18 protein-coding genes are annotated in these 19,683 nt (G+C 63.9%); 17 read left to right on the top strand and 1 reads right to left on the bottom strand.

Going from position 1 to position 19,683, the window contains the following annotated elements; genetic code table 11:
• The first annotated feature begins 95 nt into the window (after positions 1-95).
• The 17 genes from sdhC to NGR_RS26740 all read left to right on the top strand — a co-directional run bounded on the left by sdhC (position 96) and on the right by NGR_RS26740 (position 18,597).
• A complete protein-coding gene (gene sdhC / locus NGR_RS26820) occupies positions 96-488 on the top strand; it encodes a succinate dehydrogenase, cytochrome b556 subunit (protein ID WP_012709624.1) in 393 nt (130 codons plus the stop codon).
• Between the two features lie 12 nt (positions 489-500).
• The gene (gene sdhD / locus NGR_RS26815; protein WP_012709623.1) at positions 501-881 is read left to right on the top strand and encodes a succinate dehydrogenase, hydrophobic membrane anchor protein; all 381 of its coding nucleotides are present in this window, start codon (positions 501-503) and stop codon (positions 879-881) included.
• A gap of 7 nt (positions 882-888) precedes the next feature.
• Complete coding sequence (gene sdhA, locus NGR_RS26810; RefSeq protein WP_012709622.1) at positions 889-2,730, top strand: succinate dehydrogenase flavoprotein subunit; 1,842 nt, start codon at positions 889-891, stop codon at positions 2,728-2,730.
• Positions 2,731-2,748: 18 nt separating this feature from the next.
• The gene (locus NGR_RS26805) at positions 2,749-3,528 is read left to right on the top strand and encodes a succinate dehydrogenase iron-sulfur subunit (protein ID WP_012709621.1); all 780 of its coding nucleotides are present in this window, start codon (positions 2,749-2,751) and stop codon (positions 3,526-3,528) included.
• Positions 3,529-3,945: 417 nt separating this feature from the next.
• Positions 3,946-4,542: a peptide-methionine (S)-S-oxide reductase MsrA gene (gene msrA, locus NGR_RS26800; protein ID WP_012709620.1), complete on the top strand. Its 597-nt coding sequence runs from the start codon at positions 3,946-3,948 to the stop codon at positions 4,540-4,542.
• Positions 4,543-4,727: 185 nt separating this feature from the next.
• Positions 4,728-5,267, top strand: a complete 540-nt coding sequence (locus NGR_RS26795) for a protease inhibitor Inh/omp19 family protein (RefSeq protein ID WP_012709619.1) — start codon at positions 4,728-4,730, stop codon at positions 5,265-5,267.
• Between the two features lie 152 nt (positions 5,268-5,419).
• On the top strand, positions 5,420-6,574 hold the full coding sequence (zapE, locus tag NGR_RS26790; protein ID WP_012709618.1) for a cell division protein ZapE: 1,155 nt from the start codon (positions 5,420-5,422) through the stop codon (positions 6,572-6,574).
• Positions 6,575-6,754: 180 nt separating this feature from the next.
• Positions 6,755-7,720 (top strand): malate dehydrogenase, encoded by a 966-nt coding sequence (mdh, locus tag NGR_RS26785; RefSeq protein ID WP_012709617.1) that lies wholly within the window; start codon positions 6,755-6,757, stop codon positions 7,718-7,720.
• A 113-nt stretch (positions 7,721-7,833) separates the two neighbouring features.
• Positions 7,834-9,027 (top strand): ADP-forming succinate--CoA ligase subunit beta, encoded by a 1,194-nt coding sequence (sucC, locus tag NGR_RS26780; RefSeq protein WP_012709616.1) that lies wholly within the window; start codon positions 7,834-7,836, stop codon positions 9,025-9,027.
• 17 nt (positions 9,028-9,044) lie between these two features.
• Positions 9,045-9,947, top strand: coding sequence for a succinate--CoA ligase subunit alpha (gene sucD, locus NGR_RS26775; protein WP_012709615.1), 903 nt, complete (start codon positions 9,045-9,047; stop codon positions 9,945-9,947).
• Positions 9,948-10,181: 234 nt separating this feature from the next.
• Complete coding sequence (locus NGR_RS26770; protein ID WP_012709614.1) at positions 10,182-13,178, top strand: 2-oxoglutarate dehydrogenase E1 component; 2,997 nt, start codon at positions 10,182-10,184, stop codon at positions 13,176-13,178.
• Between the two features lie 61 nt (positions 13,179-13,239).
• The gene (gene odhB, locus NGR_RS26765; protein ID WP_012709613.1) at positions 13,240-14,481 is read left to right on the top strand and encodes a 2-oxoglutarate dehydrogenase complex dihydrolipoyllysine-residue succinyltransferase; all 1,242 of its coding nucleotides are present in this window, start codon (positions 13,240-13,242) and stop codon (positions 14,479-14,481) included.
• A 164-nt stretch (positions 14,482-14,645) separates the two neighbouring features.
• Positions 14,646-15,287 carry a LysE family transporter gene (locus NGR_RS26760; protein WP_012709612.1) on the top strand — a complete coding sequence of 214 codons (642 nt, stop codon included), beginning with the start codon at positions 14,646-14,648 and terminating at the stop codon, positions 15,285-15,287.
• Position 15,288: 1 nt separating this feature from the next.
• On the top strand, positions 15,289-15,792 hold the full coding sequence (locus NGR_RS26755) for a hypothetical protein (RefSeq protein ID WP_012709611.1): 504 nt from the start codon (positions 15,289-15,291) through the stop codon (positions 15,790-15,792).
• Positions 15,789-16,541, top strand: coding sequence for an SDR family oxidoreductase (locus NGR_RS26750; RefSeq protein ID WP_012709610.1), 753 nt, complete (start codon positions 15,789-15,791; stop codon positions 16,539-16,541). The genes NGR_RS26755 and NGR_RS26750 overlap by 4 nt, the downstream gene beginning before the upstream one ends.
• Before the next feature lie 41 nt (positions 16,542-16,582).
• Positions 16,583-17,989, top strand: coding sequence for a dihydrolipoyl dehydrogenase (gene lpdA, locus NGR_RS26745; RefSeq protein WP_012709609.1), 1,407 nt, complete (start codon positions 16,583-16,585; stop codon positions 17,987-17,989).
• Positions 17,990-18,111: 122 nt separating this feature from the next.
• Complete coding sequence (locus NGR_RS26740) at positions 18,112-18,597, top strand: DUF2867 domain-containing protein (RefSeq protein WP_012709608.1); 486 nt, start codon at positions 18,112-18,114, stop codon at positions 18,595-18,597.
• On the opposite strand, the gene NGR_RS26735 is transcribed toward NGR_RS26740, so the two are convergent.
• A complete protein-coding gene (locus tag NGR_RS26735; RefSeq protein WP_012709607.1) occupies positions 18,590-19,666 on the bottom strand; it encodes a TraB/GumN family protein in 1,077 nt (358 codons plus the stop codon). The genes NGR_RS26740 and NGR_RS26735 overlap by 8 nt on opposite strands.
• Positions 19,667-19,683 lie beyond the last annotated feature (17 nt).

Here is a 19,683-nt window from a genome sequence, read left to right as displayed (position 1 = left end):
GGTCCGGATGACTGAATTGCGCACAATCGGGTGCGATACCGGATGAAATTAGTCTAGTTTAAGGGCGTGGACTCCGGTCATTTCGTGAGGTTCCGATGACGAATGTCACAAGAAGCCGGCCGCTCTCGCCGCATCTTCAAATCTACAAGCCCATTCCCACCATGGTCATGTCGATCGTGCACCGCATTACCGGCGGCGCACTCTATTTCGGCACGATCCTGGTCGCCTGGTGGTTGATCGCCGCCGCCTCGGGCGCGGCCTATTACGATTGGGTAAACTGGCTGTTCGGCACGCTGATCGGCAAGCTCGTGCTGTTCGGCTACACCTGGGCATTGGTGCATCACATGCTCGGCGGCATCCGCCATTTCATCTGGGATCTCGGCTACGGCTACGAGAAGCATTTCGCGACGAAGATGGCCAAGGGGACGCTCGCCGGGTCGGTCGCGCTGACGCTCCTTCTCTGGATCGTCGGTTCTCTCGTTCGCTAAGGGGAAATCACCATGGATATGCGCACACCCCTCGGCAAGGTTCGCGGTCTCGGCTCGGCCAAGGAGGGTACGGACCACTTCTGGCGCCAGCGCCTGACGGCCGTCTCCAACCTTCCGCTCTTAACCTTCTTCGTCTTCTTCGTGGCCCGTTATGCCGGTGCGCCGCATGCGGAAGTCGTCGCCGCCCTCGCCAATCCGTTCGTCGCGGTAATCATGGCTCTCGTCGTGATCTCGGCGCTCGTCCACATGCGGATCGGCATGCAGGTCATCATCGAGGACTACGTCCATGCGGAGGGCGTCAAGATCGCGCTTCTCATGCTCAACACATTCTTTGCGATCGCGATCGGCGGGCTCTGTCTTTTCGCCGTCCTGAAGATCGCTTTTGCAGGGTAATTTCGTCATGGCATCGATCAGTTCCCCCGCTGCAAACGGCAAGGCCTATCAGTATGTCGACCACGCCTTCGACGTCGTCGTCGTCGGCGCCGGCGGCGCCGGCCTGCGTGCGACCCTCGGCATGGCCGAGCAGGGCCTCAAGACCGCTTGCATCACCAAGGTCTTCCCGACCCGCTCGCACACGGTGGCGGCCCAAGGCGGTATCGCCGCCTCGCTGCAGAACATGACGCCGGACTCCTGGCAGTGGCACCTCTACGACACCGTCAAGGGCTCGGACTGGCTCGGCGACGTCGACGCCATGCAATATCTCGCCATGGAAGCGCCGAAGGCGGTCTATGAGCTCGAGCACTACGGCGTGCCCTTCTCGCGCAACGAGGAAGGCAAGATCTACCAGCGGCCCTTCGGCGGTCACATGCAGAACTACGGCGAAGGCCCGCCGGTGCAGCGCACCTGCGCGGCCGCCGACCGCACCGGCCATGCGATCCTGCACACGCTCTACGGCCAGTCGCTGCGCAACAACGCCGAGTTCTTCATCGAGTATTTCGCCCTCGACCTGATCATGTCGGATGACGGGCGCTGCACCGGCGTCGTCGCCTGGAACCTCGACGACGGCACGATCCATCGCTTGGCCGCGAAGATGGTGGTCTTGGCGACCGGCGGCTACGGCCGCGCCTATTTCTCGGCGACCTCGGCGCATACCTGCACCGGCGACGGCGGCGGCATGATCGCCCGGGCCGGCCTGCCGCTGCAGGACATGGAATTCGTGCAGTTCCACCCGACCGGCATCTACGGCGCCGGCTGTCTGATCACCGAAGGGGCGCGCGGCGAGGGCGGCTATCTCGTCAACTCGGAAGGCGAGCGCTTCATGGAGCGCTATGCCCCGTCGGCCAAGGACCTCGCCTCGCGCGACGTCGTGTCGCGCTGCATGACGATGGAAATCCGCGAAGGTCGCGGCGTCGGCAAGAACAAGGACCACATCTTCCTGCACCTCGATCATCTCGATCCGAAGGTGCTGCACGAACGCCTGCCCGGCATCTCGGAATCGGCGAAGATCTTTGCCGGCGTCGACGTTACCCGCGAACCGATCCCGGTTCTGCCGACCGTTCACTACAACATGGGCGGCGTCCCGACCAACTATTGGGGCGAGGTGCTGAATGCCGACGCCCAGAACCCCGAGCGCATCGCGCCCGGCCTGATGGCCGTCGGCGAAGCCGGCTGCGCCTCGGTGCACGGCGCCAACCGCCTCGGCTCCAACTCGTTGATCGACCTCGTCGTCTTCGGTCGCGCCGCGGCGATCCGCGCCGGCCAGATCATCGACCGCAACGAGGCGGTGCCGGAGGTCGACACGGCCGCCTCGGACCGGATCATGGAGCGCTTCGACCGGCTGCGTCACGCCAGGGGCGGCACGCCGACGGCGGTGCTGCGCGACAAGATGCAGCGCGCCATGCAGGAAGACGCGGCCGTGTTCCGTACCCAGGAATCGCTCGAATCCGGCTGCAAGCGCCTGTCGGCGATCTGGAAGGAACTGCCGGACGTCAAGGTCACCGACCGCTCGATGATCTGGAACTCCGACCTTGTCGAGACGCTGGAGCTCGAGAATTTAATGGCCAACGCCATCACCACGGTCTACGGCGCCGAAGCGCGTAAGGAAAGCCGCGGCGCGCACGCCCGCGAGGACTACAAGGACGGCCCGCTCGGCGGCCGCGACGACACGAACTGGCGCAAGCACACGCTCGCCTGGGTCAACGACACCGGCGAGGTCCGGCTCGAATATCGTCCGGTTCATACCGAGCTTATCGCCGGCGGCATCGATCCGAAGAAGATCGAGCCGAAGGCGCGCGTCTATTGATCTCGAGGACTAAGGCACATGGTTGAACTCGCTCTTCCCAAGAACTCGCAGGTCAATGAAGGCAAGGTCTGGCCGAAGCCGGTCGGCGCGACGAACCTTCGCGAATACCGCGTCTACCGCTGGAATCCGGACGACGGCAAGAACCCGCGGGTCGATACCTATTACATCGACATCGACGATTGCGGGCCGATGGTCCTCGACGGGCTGCTCTACATCAAGAACAATATCGATCCGACGCTGACGCTGCGCCGCTCCTGCCGCGAGGGCATCTGCGGCTCCTGCGCGATGAACATCGACGGCACCAACACGCTCGCCTGCACGAAGGGCATGGACGAGATCAAGGGCTCGGTGAAGGTCTATCCGCTGCCGCACATGCCTGTTGTCAAGGACCTGGTGCCGGATCTCACCAATTTCTACGCCCAGCACCGGTCGATCGAGCCGTGGCTGAAGACGGTGTCGCCGACGCCGGCCAAGGAATGGCGGCAGAGCCACGAAGACCGCCAGAAGCTCGACGGGCTCTACGAGTGCATCCTCTGCGCCTGCTGCTCGACCTCCTGTCCGAGCTACTGGTGGAACGGCGACCGCTATCTCGGTCCGGCCGTTCTCCTGCAGGCCTATCGCTGGCTGATCGACTCCCGAGACGAGGCGACCGGCGAGCGCCTCGACAACCTCGAGGATCCGTTCCGGCTTTACCGCTGCCACACGATCATGAACTGCGCCCAGGCCTGTCCGAAGGGCTTGAACCCCGCCAAGGCGATCGGCGAGATCAAGAAGATGCTGGTCGAGCGCCGGTTCTAGAGCCTTTCCTGGTTAAATTGAAGCATTCTGCCGGAGCAGGTTTTCGTCAGGGCAGAGGATTGTCGAGGGTCGTACCCGAAGGTACGGCCGAGGCGATCGCCTCTGATCCTGGCGGAAAGATGCCCGGCCATTCGGGTTGGCTGAAGCGGGCGGCCTGTTTGCTCGGCTGGCTTGGCCGTATGCTTTGGCTACGCCGCGCGCCAGCCGAGCAAACATTCCACTCCGCTTGAGCCAACAGAATGGTTCAATTTAACCAGGAAAGGCTCTAGCGGCCCGGCTGCGGCGACAATCCATGGCAATCCGACGGCGGGCCGGGTGCCCGCCGTCTGCATTATCACGGCCCTCACATCGACGTGTCGGTAAGTGAATTGAAAGCCATAGCGACGCGTATAGGTAATAAAGGGTGGAGGGTCGCCGATGCTTCGCCTGGCTGTCGGAATCGCCGTGAGCTGCCTTTTCCTGTCGCCGGCGCGGGCGGCCGAGCCGCAGTATGCGATCTTCGCCGGCGGCTGTTTCTGGTGCGTCGAGAGCGACTTCGATGACGTGTCCGGCGTCCTCGAAACGATTTCCGGCTACGCCGGCGGCAAGACGAAAAATCCCACCTATAAGGACTATGCGAAGGCGGGGCACCGCGAGGTGGTGCGGATCAAGTTCGATCCCGACAAGATCTCCTATGCGGAACTGGTCGGCGTGCTGTTCCGCACGACGGACCCGACCGACGGCGGCGGCCAGTTCTGCGACCGCGGCTTCTCCTATACGACGGCGATCTACGCGCTGACCGAGCCGCAGGCAATGCAGGCCAAGGCCGAGAAGATCAAGGCCGAGGCCGAACTCGGCAGGCCGATCGCGACGCCCGTCGAAGGGCCCGCGACGTTCTGGCCGGCCGAAGACTATCACCAGGATTTTGCGGCGCGAAATCCGCTCCGCTACTGGTACTACCGCAATGGTTGCGGCCGAAACCGGGCCGTCGAGGCACTCTGGGGCGAGCGCGCCTATGCCGGGGTCAACCACTGAGTCTTCGCTCTTCGCTCTCAGGCGAACCGTCGGGACCGCTTTTTCCGGGCCTCATCGCAAGCGTTTCCATCGTGCAACAGCCAAGACCGAAATGCGGTGCCTTGATCTCACAGGTGGATTTGCTGTAATTCGGCCTTTATTATCGCATTGCATCATGGTTCGCGGACAATATCGGGGGTATAAACATGCGGGTTTTTCATGCGGCGGCGGGGCTTGTTATTGTGCTTGCGCTGACCGGATGCCAGCGGACATCCTTTGGCGGCTTCGGTTCTCAGGATGTTTCTGCCGCGCCAGCCCCCCTGCAAGCGCAGCCGGTGCCATCGGTCTCCTCGGGCCAGCTTCCGGATCCGACGACGAGCACTTCGCAATTCCCGAGCGCTCCGACGGGGACGCCGGCAGCCGGCGCGCCCGGCGGCACGGACGTGGCCGCCGCCAGCAGTGCGCTCGACGTGACGAAGGAATCGATGGTCGGCAACTGGCGCGTTTCGAGCGCCGGCAGTTCCTGCGACATGTTCCTGACGCTGACCAATCTCGGCAGCGGCTCGCGCGGCGGCACGCGCGGCTGCGCCGGCGAACTGACGGCGATGGGATCGTGGGAGGTCGCCGGCAAGCAGGTCGTGCTCAAGGACCGCAGCGGCAATCCGATCGCCCGCCTCTACAAGACCGCCGATGCGCGTTTCGACGGCTCGACCAATGGCGGCCAGCCGGTCAGCCTCAGCCGCTGACGTTGTAGCTCTTTAAGTTGCTGCATGTTTCCCTGGATCGGCCAGGATCCAAGGAAGCATGCGGGGAGACGGCCTGTCGTCGGGGTGGGGCTTCCGCCTGCAGCCTTAAGTCTCACATCCCGAAACAGCCCCTGGCACATCCAGGGTGCATCGTGCTCAATCCTGACGACAGTATTCTCCACAAGCTCGAGGCGCTCGTCGCGGCTGGCGAGCGGCAGCGTGACCCGGCGCAATGCGCCATCGCAAGACGCCTTGACCATCTGACGGCGGAACTGATCGCCAGCCGGCCGTCGCGCAAGGCCAACGCGCTCGGTTGGCTGTTTGCTGCCCGCAAGAAGGAGCAGGCGCCGGTCAAGGGCCTCTACATCCATGGCGGCGTCGGCCGCGGCAAGACCATGCTGATGGACATGTTCTTCGACGCGGTGCCCATCCAGCGCAAGCGGCGCGCCCATTTCCATGAATTCATGGCGGATGTGCACGAGCGCATCTACAAGCACCGCCAGAAGCTCAAGAACGGCGAGACCAAACAGGCCGACCCGATCCCGCCGGTTGCGTCGGAGCTCTTCGCCGAGGCGCGGCTTCTGTGTTTCGACGAATTTTCGGTGACCGACATCGCCGATGCGATGATCCTCGGGCGTCTCTTCGGCGAGCTCTTCGCCAAGGGCTGCGTGCTTGTGGCGACCTCGAACGTGGAGCCCTCCGAACTTTATCGCGACGGCCTCAACCGCGGGCTCTTCCTGCCTTTCATCGAACTCCTGAAAGCCCATACCGGGATCATCTCGCTCGACACCGACACCGACTATCGCCTGCGCAAGACCGAGGGAAATCCCGTCTGGCTGTCGCCGCTCGGACCGGAAACCGAAGCGGCGATGGATCGCGCCTGGTATGTCGCGACCAACGGCGCGCCTGCAAGCTTTGCGGAGATCGGCCGGAAGGGCCGGAAAATCCATGTGCCTTGCGCCGTCGGCCAGTGCGCCCGCTTTTCCTTCGCCGATCTCTGCGCCCAGCCGCTCGGTGCGGCCGACTACCTGGCAATCCTGTCGCAATACAGGACGATCTTCCTCGACCGCGTTCCGCATCTCGGCCCGCATATGCGCAACGAGACGAAGCGCTTCATCATCCTGGTCGATGCGCTCTATGACCAGGGCGCCCGTCTGTTCGCTTCGGCCGCCGCCGAGCCCGAGCGGCTCCTGGTCGCCAAGAAGGGCACCGAAGGCTTCGAATTCGACCGGACGGTTTCACGTCTCATCGAGATGCAAAGCGAAGAATATGCCGCTCAACATATTGAAAATACGGTCATTCCGTGACGTGACAATGACGACAATTCTTACCTTTACGTAAGAATTTTATGATCTAACCGATTGAATTTGCTCTGTCGAAAAGTATGGATTGATATTTTACCATTTGCCGTTTAAGGGCTTTTGCGCGAAGGTTTGGCGTTTGCCGCGTTTCAGGCCTCGATCATGGATCACAAAGGAAGCACTTTCATGGCGCGCAACAAGATCGCACTTATTGGTTCAGGGATGATTGGTGGCACGCTGGCGCATCTCGCCGGCCTCAAGGAACTGGGCGACATCGTCCTGTTCGATATTGCCGACGGCATTCCCCAGGGTAAGGGCCTCGACATCGCCCAGTCCTCGCCGGTCGAAGGTTTCGACGCAACGCTGACGGGCGCCAGCGACTATGCGGCGATCGAAGGTGCCGACGTCTGCATCGTCACCGCCGGCGTTCCGCGCAAGCCCGGCATGAGCCGCGACGATCTGCTCGGCATCAACCTGAAGGTCATGGAACAGGTCGGCGCCGGCATCAAGAAATATGCTCCGAACGCCTTCGTCATCTGCATCACCAACCCGCTTGACGCCATGGTGTGGGCGCTGCAGAAATTTTCCGGCCTGCCGAAGAACAAGGTCGTCGGCATGGCCGGCGTGCTCGACTCGTCGCGCTTCCGCCTCTTTCTCGCCCAGGAATTCAACGTTTCGGTCCAGGACATCACCGCCTTCGTTCTCGGTGGCCACGGCGATACGATGGTGCCGCTCGCCCGCTACTCGACCGTCGCCGGCATTCCGCTGACCGATCTCGTCCAGATGGGCTGGGTCACCAAGGAGCGACTCGAAGAAATCATCCAGCGCACCCGTGACGGCGGCGCCGAGATCGTCGGCCTCCTGAAGACCGGCTCGGCCTATTACGCGCCGGCCGCTTCGGCGATCGAGATGGCCGAAGCCTACCTCAAGGACAAGAAGCGCGTGCTTCCCTGCGCGGCGCACCTCTCCGGGCAGTACGGCGTCAAGGACATGTATGTCGGCGTGCCGACGGTCATCGGCGCCGGCGGTGTCGAGCGGATCATCGAGATCGACCTCAACAAGGGCGAGAAGGAAGCCTTCGACAAGTCGGTCGGGGCCGTCGCCGGCCTTTGCGAAGCCTGCATCGGCATTGCGCCGAGCCTGAAGCAGTAATCGCGTCCCGTTGAGCGGATGCTGGCATCCGCTCGACCTCTTTGTTTTTGCCGCATTTGTGCGACGGCAGGTGTTTCACCTGTCTGCAGAATGCTCCAGACAGGAAAAACACCATGAACATTCATGAATATCAGGCCAAGGCTCTCCTGAAGAGCTATGGCGCACCGGTCGCGGAAGGCGTCGCGATCTTCTCCGCCGACGAAGCCAAAGCGGCTGCCAGGAAGCTCCCGGGCCCGCTCTACGTCGTCAAGAGCCAGATCCATGCCGGCGGCCGCGGCAAGGGCAAGTTCAAGGAGCTCTCGGCCGACGCCAAGGGCGGCGTTCGTCTTGCCTTCTCGATCGATGAAGCCCAGGCTCATGCCAAGGAAATGCTCGGCAACACGCTCGTCACCGCGCAGACCGGCCCTGCCGGCAAGCAGGTGAACCGCCTCTACATCGAGGACGGCGCCGACATCGATCGCGAACTCTATCTTTCGCTGCTCGTCGACCGCTCGGTCGGCCAGATCGCCTTCGTCGTTTCGACGGAAGGCGGCATGGACATCGAGGCTGTTGCGCACGACACGCCGGAAAAGATCGTCAACGTCGCGATCAACCCGGAAGCCGGCGTCACCGCCGCCGATCTCGCCAAGCTCACCTCGGCCCTGAAGCTCGAAGGCGAAGCCAAGGCCGACGCCGAAAAGCTCTTCCCGATCCTCTACAAGGCCTTTGTCGAGAAGGACATGAGCCTGCTCGAGATCAACCCGCTGATCGTCATGAAGAACGGCCGCATGCGCGTTCTCGATGCCAAGGTGTCCTTCGACGGCAACGCCCTGTTCCGCCACGACGACATCAAGGCACTGCGCGACGAAACCGAAGAAGACGCCAAGGAAATCGAGGCCTCCAAGTGGGACCTCGCCTATGTGGCGCTCGACGGCAACATCGGCTGCATGGTCAACGGCGCCGGTCTTGCCATGGCGACGATGGACATCATCAAGCTTTACGGCAAGGAGCCGGCGAACTTCTGCGACGTCGGCGGCGGCGCCGGCAAGGAGAAGGTCGCGGCGGCCTTCAAGATCATCACGGCCGACCCGAAGGTCGAGGGTATCCTCGTCAACATCTTCGGCGGCATCATGAAGTGCGATGTCATCGCTGAAGGTGTCGTCGCGGCCGTGCAGGAAGTTGGCCTCAAGGTTCCGCTGGTCGTTCGTCTCGAAGGCACGAATGTCGAGCTTGGCAAGAAGATCCTGAACGAATCCGGCCTGGCGATCACCGCCGCCGACGATCTGGACGATGCTGCCAAGAAGATCGTCGCCGCGATCAACGGCTAACCGAAGGACCAGACCTCATGTCGATTCTCGTCAACAAAAACACCAAGGTCCTCGTTCAGGGCCTGACCGGCAAGACCGGCACCTTCCATACCGAACAGGCGCTTGCCTATTATGGCACGCAGATGGTCGGCGGCATTCACCCGAAGAAGGGCGGCGAAAGCTGGACAGGCTCCAAGGGCGAAACCCTGCCGATCTTCGCGTCGGTCGCCGAAGGCCGTGAAAAGACCGGCGCGGACGCATCGGTGATCTACGTTCCGCCGGCAGGCGCCGCGGACGCGATCATCGAGGCGATCGATGCGGAAATCCCGTTCATCACCTGCATTACCGAAGGCATCCCGGTTGCCGACATGGTGCGCGTCAAGGCTCGTCTCGACCGTTCCAAGTCGCGCCTGCTCGGCCCGAACTGCCCCGGTATCCTGACGCCGGAAGAATGCAAGATCGGCATCATGCCGGGCTCGATCTTCCGCAAGGGTTCGGTCGGCATCGTCTCGCGCTCCGGCACGCTAACCTATGAAGCCGTGTTCCAGACCTCCAACGAAGGCCTCGGCCAGACGACGGCCGTCGGCATCGGCGGCGACCCGGTCAAGGGCACCGAGTTCATCGACGTGCTGGAGATGTTCCTGGCGGACGAGGCCACGACCTCGATCATCATGATCGGCGAAATCGGCGGCTCGGCCGAAGAGGATGCGGCGCAGTTCCTCATCGACGAGGCCAAGAAGGGCCGCAAGAAGCCGATGGCCGGCTTCATCGCGGGCCGTACGGCGCCGAAGGGCCGCACCATGGGTCACGCCGGCGCCGTCGTTTCCGGCGGCAAGGGCGATGCGGAATCCAAGATCGCTGCGATGGAGCAGGCAGGCATCCGCGTGTCGCCGTCGCCGGCTCGTCTCGGCAAGACGCTGGTCGAAGTCCTCAAGGGCTGATCTCAAACCATTTGTCCGGGCCGGCCGATCCGGCCCGGACAACCTGCCTGCCGCGAGTTTCCTGATTGAAGATCAGGACGCGCGGCAACTTGGTGCCACGGCGACCCCGGCGCGTCCTTTCGCTGCGCGGTGCCGTAGGAACAGCAGGCGCCGGCGCGCCGAACGAACATGAACGACCGGGATACCCGGCATCCAACGTAAAGTCAGGAGGCGGACCCGAGTCCGCGAGAGACCATGACAAGGCAAGAGGCCAACGAGCAATTCCAGCTCACTTCGTTTCTGGACGGCGCCAACGCCGCCTATATCGAGCAGCTCTATGCGCGCTATGAAGCGGATGCGTCGTCCGTTTCGGCCGAATGGCAGTCCTTCTTCAAGGCGCTTGCCGACAGGCCCGAAGATGTGGTGAAGGCGGCCAAGGGGGCCTCCTGGAAGAAGAAGAACTGGCCGATCGCCGCCAATGGCGAACTCGTCTCCGCGCTCGATGGAGACTGGGGCACGGTCGAAAAGATCGTCGAGAAGAAGGTCAAGGCGAAGGCCGAGGAAGCGGCCGCCGCGACCGGCGTTCCGGTCAGCGAGGCCGAGGTTCATCAGTCGACGCGCGATTCCGTCCGCGCCATCATGATGATCCGCGCCTATCGCATGCGCGGCCACCTGCATGCCAAGCTCGACCCGCTCGGCCTTGCCGATCCGGTCGAGGACTATGACGAGCTTTCCCCGAAGACCTACGGCTTCGAAGAGAAGGATTACGACCGCAGGATCTTCCTCGACAACGTGCTCGGGCTCCAATACGGCACCGTGCGCGAGATGGTCGAGATCCTCGAGCGGACCTATTGCTCGACGATGGGCGTCGAATTCATGCACATGTCCAATCCGGAGGAGAAGGCCTGGATCCAGGAGCGGATCGAGGGACCGGACAAGGGCGTCGAATTCACCCCCGAGGGCAAGCGGGCAATCCTGCAGAAGCTGATCGAGGCGGAAGGCTTCGAGCAGTTCATCGACGTCAAGTACAAGGGCACCAAGCGCTTTGGCCTCGACGGCGGCGAGTCGCTCATTCCGGCGCTCGAGCAGCTCATCAAGCGCGGCGGCCAGCTCGGCCTCAAGGAGATCGTTCTCGGCATGGCCCATCGCGGCCGTCTCAACGTGCTCTCCCAGGTCATGGCCAAGCCGCACCGCGCCATCTTCCACGAGTTCAAGGGCGGCTCCTATGCGCCGGACGACGTGGAAGGCTCGGGCGACGTCAAGTACCACCTCGGCGCCTCCTCCGACCGCGAATTCGACGGCAACAAGGTGCACCTGTCGCTGACGGCGAACCCCTCGCATCTCGAGATCGTCAACCCGGTCGTCATGGGCAAGGCGCGGGCCAAGCAGGACCAGATGGCGACCGTGTTCGAGGGCGACATCATTCCGCTGCGCGAACGCGTCAAGGTCATGCCGCTTCTGCTGCACGGCGACGCGGCCTTCGCCGGCCAGGGCGTCATCTCGGAAATCCTCGGTCTCTCCGGTCTGCGTGGCCACCGCGTTGCCGGTACCGTGCATTTCATCATCAACAACCAGATCGGCTTTACCACGAACCCGGCCTTCTCCCGGTCCTCGCCCTATCCTTCGGACGTGGCGAAGATGATCGAAGCGCCGATCTTCCACGTGAACGGCGATGACCCGGAAGCCGTCGTCTATGCGGCCAAGGTCGCGACCGAGTTCCGGATGAAGTTCCACAAGCCGGTCGTCGTAGACATGTTCTGCTACCGCCGCTTCGGTCACAACGAGGGCGACGAACCGGCGTTCACGCAGCCGAAGATGTACAAGGCCATCCGCGCCCACAAGACCGTCGTGCAGGTCTATTCGCAACGCCTCGTCGCAGAAGGTCTGATGAACGAGGGCGATGTGGAGAAGATGAAAGCCGACTGGCGCGCCCATCTCGAGCAGGAATTCGAGGCCGGCCAGTCCTACAAGCCGAACAAGGCTGACTGGCTCGACGGTGTATGGTCGGGCCTGCGCACCGCCGACAATCAGGACGAGCAGCGCCGTGGCCGGACTTCCGTGCCGATGAAGCAGCTCAAGGAAATCGGCCGCAAGCTCTCTGAAATCCCGAGCGGTTTCAGCGCGCATCGCACCATCCAGCGCTTCATGGAAAACCGCGCCAACATGATCCAGACCGGCGAGGGGATCGACTGGGCGATGGCGGAAGCGCTCGCCTTCGGGACCCTCGTCACCGAGGGCACGAAGATCCGCCTGTCGGGCCAGGATTGCGAGCGCGGCACGTTCTCGCAGCGCCACTCGGTCCTCTACGACCAGCAGAGCGAGGAGCGCTACATCCCGCTCGCCAATCTGTCGCCGACCCAGGCGCGCTACGAGGTCATCAATTCGATGCTCTCGGAAGAGGCGGTGCTCGGCTTCGAATACGGCTACTCGCTGGCTCGCCCGAATGCGCTGACGCTCTGGGAAGCCCAGTTCGGCGACTTTGCCAACGGCGCCCAGGTGGTCTTCGACCAGTTCATCTCGTCGGGCGAACGCAAGTGGCTGCGCATGTCGGGCCTCGTCTGCCTGCTGCCGCACGGCTATGAGGGCCAGGGACCGGAGCATTCCTCGGCCCGCCTCGAGCGCTTCTTGCAGCTTTGCGCGGAAGACAACATGCAGGTCGCCAACGTCACGACGCCGGCGAACTACTTCCACATCCTGCGCCGCCAGGTGAAGCGCGACTTCCGCAAGCCGCTGATCCTGATGACGCCGAAGTCGCTGCTGCGCCACAAGCGGGCGATCTCCAGCCTTTCCGAGATGGCCGGCGAGAGCTCCTTCCACCGCCTGTTGTGGGACGATGCGGAAGTCATCAAGGACGGCCCGATCAAGCTGCAGAAGGATTCGAAGATCCGTCGCGTCGTGCTGTGCACGGGCAAGGTCTATTACGACCTTCTCGAAGAGCGCGAGAAGCGCGGCATCGACGACATCTATCTGCTGCGCGTCGAGCAGCTCTATCCGTTCCCGGCCAAGGCGCTCATCAACGAGCTCAGCCGCTTCCGCCATGCGGAGATGGTCTGGTGCCAGGAAGAGCCGAAGAACATGGGCGCATGGTCGTTCATCGACCCCTATCTCGAATGGGTCCTCGCCCATATCGACGCCAAGTATCAGCGGGTGCGCTACACCGGCCGTCCGGCCGCCGCTTCGCCGGCAACGGGGCTGATGTCCAAGCACATGGCGCAGCTCAACGCCTTCCTCGAGGACGCGCTGGGGGGCTGATCGAGCCCCTCGCCGCCTGCCAATCGACAGAAACAGCTATCTGATCAACGGAACTTAAATCATGGCAACTGAAATCCGCGTTCCTACCCTCGGCGAGTCCGTCAGCGAAGCGACCGTCGGGACCTGGTTCAAGAAGGTCGGCGATGCGATCAAGGCCGACGAGCCGCTTCTCGAGCTCGAGACCGACAAGGTGACGATCGAAGTGCCGGCGCCGGCCGCCGGTACGCTCAGCGAAATCGTCGCGCAGGCGGGCGAGACCGTCGGCCTCGGCGCGCTGCTCGGCCAGATCGCCGAAGGCGCCGGTGCCGCCGCAGCCGCTCCGGCTGCGGCCGAGAAGAAGCCCGAGCCCGCTGCTGCCGCTCCGGCTGCCCAGCCGGCCGCCGTTGGCACGCCCCAGGCTCAGTCCTCGATGCCGCCGGCCCCGGCCGCCGCCAAGCTGCTTGCCGAAAACAACCTCTCGGCCGACCAGGTCGACGGCTCGGGCAAGCGCGGCCAGGTGCTGAAGGGTGACGTGCTCGCCGCCGTCGCCAAGGGGATCTCGGCGCCTGCAGCCGCCGAACCGGCCAAGGTCCAGGCGCGCGCCCCGGCGACGGCCGAGGACGCTGTCCGCGAAGAGCGCGTCAAGATGACCCGCCTGCGCCAGACGATTGCCCGGCGCCTCAAGGACGCCCAGAACACCGCGGCGATGCTCACCACCTACAACGAGGTGGACATGAGCGCCGTCATGAGCCTGCGCAACAAGTACAAGGACATCTTCGAGAAGAAGCACGGCGTGAAGCTCGGCTTCATGGGCTTCTTCACCAAGGCCGTCACGCACGCGCTGAAGGAGTTGCCGGCTGTCAACGCCGAGATCGACGGCTCCGACATCATCTACAAGAACTACTGCCATATCGGCGTCGCCGTCGGCACCGACAAGGGTCTTGTCGTTCCGATCGTGCGGGACGCCGACCAGATGTCGATCGCCGAGATCGAGAAGGACATCGGCCGTCTCGGCAAGGCGGCGCGCGACGGCGCGCTGTCGATGGCCGACATGCAGGGTGGCACCTTCACCATCTCCAATGGCGGCGTCTACGGTTCGCTGATGTCCTCGCCGATCCTCAATGCGCCGCAGTCGGGCATCCTCGGCATGCACAAGATCCAGGACCGTCCGGTCGCGATCGGCGGCCAGGTCGTCATCCGTCCGATGATGTATCTGGCGCTCTCCTACGATCACCGCATCGTCGACGGCAAGGAAGCCGTGACCTTCCTGGTGCGCGTCAAGGAAAGCCTCGAAGACCCGGAACGTCTGGTGCTCGACCTCTAGGACAGGACGGGGGCGTGAGCCCCCGTTTCTTTCTCGCCGCGCTGAGCCGCCGACACGGCCCGCTCGACAGCGATGGAGCCGGAAGCTAGGGTGCTGCAAAGCACGCTATGCGGGCATTCAGGTCTTTCGGCTCCGTCTTGATCTTCAACGCACCGGTGGCAACCATGAGCGCTTACCTGATCGAACTTGCATCGCTGATGGCGATCTTTTCCTTCGCCATCGTCTCGCCGGGGGCCGACCTCGCCATGGTGATGCGGCAGTCGCTGGTGCATGGCCGGCGCGCGGCGATCATCACCTCCTTCGGCATCGGCGCGTCGCTGATGTTCCATGTCAGCTACACCGTTCTCGGCCTGGGACTGATCATTTCGCAGTCGATCTATCTCTTCAACATCGTCAAATGGTGCGGCGTCGCTTACCTGATCTATATCGGCCTCAAGGCGCTGAGGGCCGGACAGACGGAGATTGCCGTCGAGCCGGGCTCGGATGCCGGGGCGCGCAGCGGCCAGTCGGCACTGAAGGCATTCGGCCTCGGCTTTGCCGCCAATGCGCTCAACCCGAAGGCGGTGTTCTTCTTTCTGTCGATCTTCTCGACGGTCGTCGGCGCGCACACGCCTATGGTCGTGAAGTTCGGCTACGGCCTTGTCATGGCGAGCGCTCTCATTACCTGGTTCGTCGGCGTCAGCCTGTTCATGACGACGCCGCGGATGCGGGCCGCCTTCACACGGGCGAGCAAGTGGATCGACCGGGCAAGCGGCATGGTGTTCATTGGCCTCGGCCTGAAGCTCGCGACCGAGAAGGCTGCCTGAGATGCTCGGCCGGCCAGCCATCCTCGCTTCCGCCGCGCTGGCGCTGGCCGCACTCCCGGTGCTTGCCGAGGAATGCAAGCAGGCCCGGGCGATCTATGCCGACCCGGCCGGCGGTTATGAGCTGCGTTTCGAGCCGGTCGGTTCGGAAGCGGCGGTGACCAGCAATCATTTCAAGATCGGCATTGTCGGCACCGGGCTGTCGCTTGACGGCGTCGTCTTGCCCTCGGGCGAGCCGGAACGCCCGAACGGTATCGTCATGAACAATTGCCCGACGGGCGACGTGACGGGCGCCGACCTGGCGGCCTGCACCGTCTGGCAGGGCCCGATCTACGCCGTCGACGACGCCGGCACGATCGGATTGCTTCAGGCTGAGGATGCACCGGCCGCCCGGCAGATAGTGCTGCCGGATTTCGGCCCGTCGCTGCGCCAGTCGAGCGCCTGGGGCAAGGGCAAGGCGACGGCCGACAGTTCCGACGTCTTCCACTTCAAGGGATGCGCCGCATGAGTGGCGGCCCGGTCCTTCTCGTCACCGGCGGCAGCCGCGGTATCGGCGCCGCCGTATGTCTCGCCGCGGCGTCGAAGGGGTGGCGGGTGGCGGTCAACTATGCCTCGCAGCGGCAAGCCGCCGAGGACGTCGTCCATCAAATCACCGAGTCCGGCGGCTCGGCGGTCGCCATTCAAGGCGATGTCGGCTCCGACGAGGGGGTAAAGGCGATCTTTGCGGCGGTCGATGCCGCCTTCGGGCGGCTCGACGGGCTGGTCAATAATGCCGGCATCGTCGGCCCGCCGCAGCGCGTCGATGCGATTTCGTCCGAGCGGCTGGAGCGGATGTTTCGCGTCAACGTGACCGGCGCCATCCGCTGCGCGGCGGAAGCCGTACTCCGGATGTCGACCCGTTACGGCGGGCAGGGCGGTTCGATCGTCAACCTTTCCTCCGTCGCGGCCGTGCTGGGCGCGCCGGGTCAATATGTCGACTACGCGGCTGCCAAAGGCGCGATCGACAGCTTCACCGTCGGACTCGCGCGTGAGGTTGCCGCCGAAGGCATCCGTGTGAATGCGGTCCGCCCGGGCATCATCGATACGGATATTCATGCGTCCGGCGGCCTGCCGGATCGCGCCCGCGACATGGCGCCGTCGATCCCGATGCAGCGTCCCGGCACGGCCGGCGAAGTGGCCGACGCCATTCTCTATCTCCTGTCGGATAAGGCGACTTATGTGACGGGAGCCATTCTCAACGTCAGCGGCGGGCGATGACCGCCCTTTCAAGATGACTACCCTCCCAGAAGGAATATCAAATGGCTTATGATCTCATCGTTATCGGCAGCGGTCCCGGCGGCTATGTCTGCGCCATCAAGGCGGCGCAGCTGGGCATGAAGGTCGCCGTGATCGAAAAGCGCAGCACCTATGGCGGCACCTGCCTCAATGTCGGCTGCATTCCCTCCAAGGCGCTGCTGCATGCTTCCGAGATGTTCCACCACGCCGCGCACGGGCTCGATGCGCTCGGCGTCGAGGTCGCAAGCCCGAAGCTCAACCTTCAGAAGATGCTCGCCCACAAGGACGCCACCGTTAAGGCGAATGTCGACGGCGTCGCCTTCCTCTTCAAGAAGAACAAGATCGACGGCTTCCAGGGCATCGGCAAGGTGCTCGGCCAGGGCAAGGTCTCCGTCACCAACGACAAGGGCGAGGAGCAGGTCCTCGAAGCCAAGAACATCGTCATCGCCACCGGCTCGGACGTTGCAGGCATTCCCGGCGTCGAGGTCGAATTCGACGAAAAGGTCATCATCTCGTCCACCGGCGCTCTCGAGCTGGAGAAGGTCCCGGCCAGCATGGTCGTCGTCGGCGGCGGCGTCATCGGCCTCGAGCTCGGCTCGGTCTGGGCGCGCCTCGGCGCCAAGGTGACTGTCGTCGAGTTCCTCGACACGATCCTCGGCGGCATGGACGGCGAAGTCGCCAAGCAACTCCAGCGGATGCTGGCGAAGCAGGGCATCGACTTCAAGCTCGGCGCTAAGGTGACCGGCGTCGTGAAGTCCGCCGGTGGCGCAAAAGTGACCTTCGAACCGGTCAAGGGCGGCGATGCGAGCACCCTCGAGGCGGAGGTGGTGCTGGTCGCGACGGGCCGCAAGCCCTGCACGGACAATATGGGCCTTGCGAAGGCCGGCGTCGTCCTCGACTCGCGCGGCCGGGTCGAGATCGACCACCATTTCCAGACGAGCATCGCCGGTGTCTACGCGATCGGCGACGTGGTGCGCGGGCCGATGCTCGCCCACAAGGCGGAGGACGAAGGCGTCGCCGTCGCAGAGATCATCGCCGGACAGGCGGGCCACGTGAACTACGACGTCATTCCGGGCGTCGTCTACACCCAGCCGGAGGTCGCCTCCGTCGGCAAGACCGAGGAGGAACTGAAGGCCGCCGGCGTCGCCTACAAGGTCGGCAAGTTCCCCTTCACCGCCAATGGCCGCGCCCGCGCCATGCTGCAGACCGACGGTTTCGTGAAGATCCTCGCCGACAAGGAGACCGACCGGGTGCTCGGCGGCCACATCATCGGCTTCGGTGCCGGCGAGATGATCCACGAGATTACCGTGCTGATGGAGTTCGGCGGATCGTCGGAAGACCTCGGCCGCACCTGCCATGCACACCCGACCATGTCGGAAGCGGTGAAGGAAGCGGCGCTCGCGACCTTCTTCAAGCCGATCCACATGTGACACTACGGCGCGGGGGCTGCGACAAGCGGCCCCCTGTCTTGCGTCGCTGACCAGCGCGAACATGAGCGCTCCACGACGGCCATCGCCGTCCGACCGACCCGTCGAACCGAAGGGACGCGTTCATGAAACCTCGCAGCGTTGCCGCCCGCCTGCCCAACACCTGCCTGCCTGGGGCCAACTGGGCGGACTGCTATGAACTTCTCTTTCTTGGCGAACGGCTTACCGCGCATGAAGCGGCACGGCGGGCGCTTGGCAGCGCGCCGCGCTGGATAGGCAGCCTCCTGGCCTTGCGCAACCGCCTTGTCGCGCCGCTCGGCCTCAAGGCCGCTGCCCCTGCCGGAGACGCCAGCCTCATCGGCGCCTTTCCGATCCTGCGCGAGAGCGAGGGTGAGGCGGTTCTCGGCTTCGACGACCGCCATCTGGATTTCCGTATCGTCGTGGAGGTGCGCGACGGGCCAGCCGACAGCCAGGTGATCGGCGTCACGACCCTGGTGCGGCGTAGGAGCCTGTTCGGCTATCTCTATCTCGCCGCCGTGACACCCTTTCACAAGGCGATCGTCCCGGCATTGCTCGCGCAATTGAACGAGCCGGCGCGGCCTGTCACTTGACGGGGGTCAGGCTGAAGCCTTGCTGGCGCAGCAGTTCGACAAGCCCTTCCTTGCCCGGCAAGTGCAGCGCACCGACGGCCATGAAGACATTGCCCTCTTTCAGGATGGGTTCGGCCCGTACCGCCATGATCCTGTTGCGGTCGATGATGATCCGCTGCTCGAAATCGGCGTAGCCGAGATCGCCGGGCGAGATTTTCTCGGCCACCGACCGCATCATCGGCATGATCATACCGGTGTCGCCGGCAAGATAGAGGTCGGTCATCGTCGCCAGCACGTCATCGATCGTCTTGCCGAGCGCCAGCGTTTCTATCAGCGCCTTCAGGTGCCACTCGACGGGAAGCGAATCCATCGCGGATAGCTGCTCGACCAGGCTTTCCAACCCTTTCAGGGTCTTGCCCTGGCTTACGGCATCCTCGGCGAGCTTCTTGTCGAGGAAGGATGCGCCGGCTGCCTTGCGGGTGAATTCGCAGGCCGGCAGGGCGACGAAGCTGGCGATCATCCAGGGCTTCATCTTGGCGACCAGGGGCAGTGGAATGCCGCGCGCCTTGAGGCCGTTTTCGAGAAGCGCCCGGTCCTTCGGTTCGAGGAAATCGTTGATCGTCTTGCTGCCGGCGAACATGGTGAGGTCGGGGCGCATCATGATGGCGGCGCTCGCCCTTTTCTCGTCGACGATCTCGTCGGATTCGACGACGACGGTCCTCGCCCCGGCATAGGCTTCGGCGCCGCCGACGGGCATTGCCAGCACGCGCGGATCGGTGACGTGCATGGTGCCGAGCAGGAAGGACGGCGCCAATCCTTGCCCTTCGATCTTCCAGAGCAGGCCCCTTCCGTTCGGTACGGCATCGGCCTCACGGCGTATCGCGGCAAGGCGAACCGGATCGGATTGTTCGAGACCGGCGAGGATATTGCTGCCACCGCACGCGGCATCTTCCGCGGCCTCGGCCTGCGAGACAGAGAGCAGGACGACGAGGAGGCTCGCAACCGTCAGCACATGAATAAATGCGATCAGCCACAGCAGGCCGTCGGTCGCCTTGGCGGAAACGGTGCGAACGGGTTCTGTGATCGTCATGGGCGTGGTCCCCCGGA

The sequence above is a fragment of the Sinorhizobium fredii NGR234 genome (assembly GCF_000018545.1).
In the GTDB taxonomy this organism is placed as follows: Bacteria; Pseudomonadota; Alphaproteobacteria; order Rhizobiales; family Rhizobiaceae; genus Sinorhizobium; species Sinorhizobium fredii_A.
This window is presented reverse-complemented; position numbering and strand designations above follow the sequence as displayed.

Coding starts and splice junctions, on each gene's coding strand:
- odhB (WP_012709613.1), top strand. CDS start 13,240: ATGGCAACTGAAATCCGCGTTCCTACCCTCGGCGAGTCCGTCAGCGAA.
- mdh (WP_012709617.1), top strand. CDS start 6,755: ATGGCGCGCAACAAGATCGCACTTATTGGTTCAGGGATGATTGGTGGC.
- NGR_RS26740 (WP_012709608.1), top strand. CDS start 18,112: ATGAAACCTCGCAGCGTTGCCGCCCGCCTGCCCAACACCTGCCTGCCT.
- NGR_RS26795 (WP_012709619.1), top strand. CDS start 4,728: ATGCGGGTTTTTCATGCGGCGGCGGGGCTTGTTATTGTGCTTGCGCTG.
- NGR_RS26805 (WP_012709621.1), top strand. CDS start 2,749: ATGGTTGAACTCGCTCTTCCCAAGAACTCGCAGGTCAATGAAGGCAAG.
- sdhA (WP_012709622.1), top strand. CDS start 889: ATGGCATCGATCAGTTCCCCCGCTGCAAACGGCAAGGCCTATCAGTAT.
- sdhD (WP_012709623.1), top strand. CDS start 501: ATGGATATGCGCACACCCCTCGGCAAGGTTCGCGGTCTCGGCTCGGCC.
- NGR_RS26750 (WP_012709610.1), top strand. CDS start 15,789: ATGAGTGGCGGCCCGGTCCTTCTCGTCACCGGCGGCAGCCGCGGTATC.
- sucD (WP_012709615.1), top strand. CDS start 9,045: ATGTCGATTCTCGTCAACAAAAACACCAAGGTCCTCGTTCAGGGCCTG.
- lpdA (WP_012709609.1), top strand. CDS start 16,583: ATGGCTTATGATCTCATCGTTATCGGCAGCGGTCCCGGCGGCTATGTC.
- msrA (WP_012709620.1), top strand. CDS start 3,946: ATGCTTCGCCTGGCTGTCGGAATCGCCGTGAGCTGCCTTTTCCTGTCG.
- sdhC (WP_012709624.1), top strand. CDS start 96: ATGACGAATGTCACAAGAAGCCGGCCGCTCTCGCCGCATCTTCAAATC.
- NGR_RS26760 (WP_012709612.1), top strand. CDS start 14,646: ATGAGCGCTTACCTGATCGAACTTGCATCGCTGATGGCGATCTTTTCC.
- NGR_RS26770 (WP_012709614.1), top strand. CDS start 10,182: ATGACAAGGCAAGAGGCCAACGAGCAATTCCAGCTCACTTCGTTTCTG.
- sucC (WP_012709616.1), top strand. CDS start 7,834: ATGAACATTCATGAATATCAGGCCAAGGCTCTCCTGAAGAGCTATGGC.
- NGR_RS26735 (WP_012709607.1), bottom strand. CDS start 19,666: ATGACGATCACAGAACCCGTTCGCACCGTTTCCGCCAAGGCGACCGAC.
- NGR_RS26755 (WP_012709611.1), top strand. CDS start 15,289: ATGCTCGGCCGGCCAGCCATCCTCGCTTCCGCCGCGCTGGCGCTGGCC.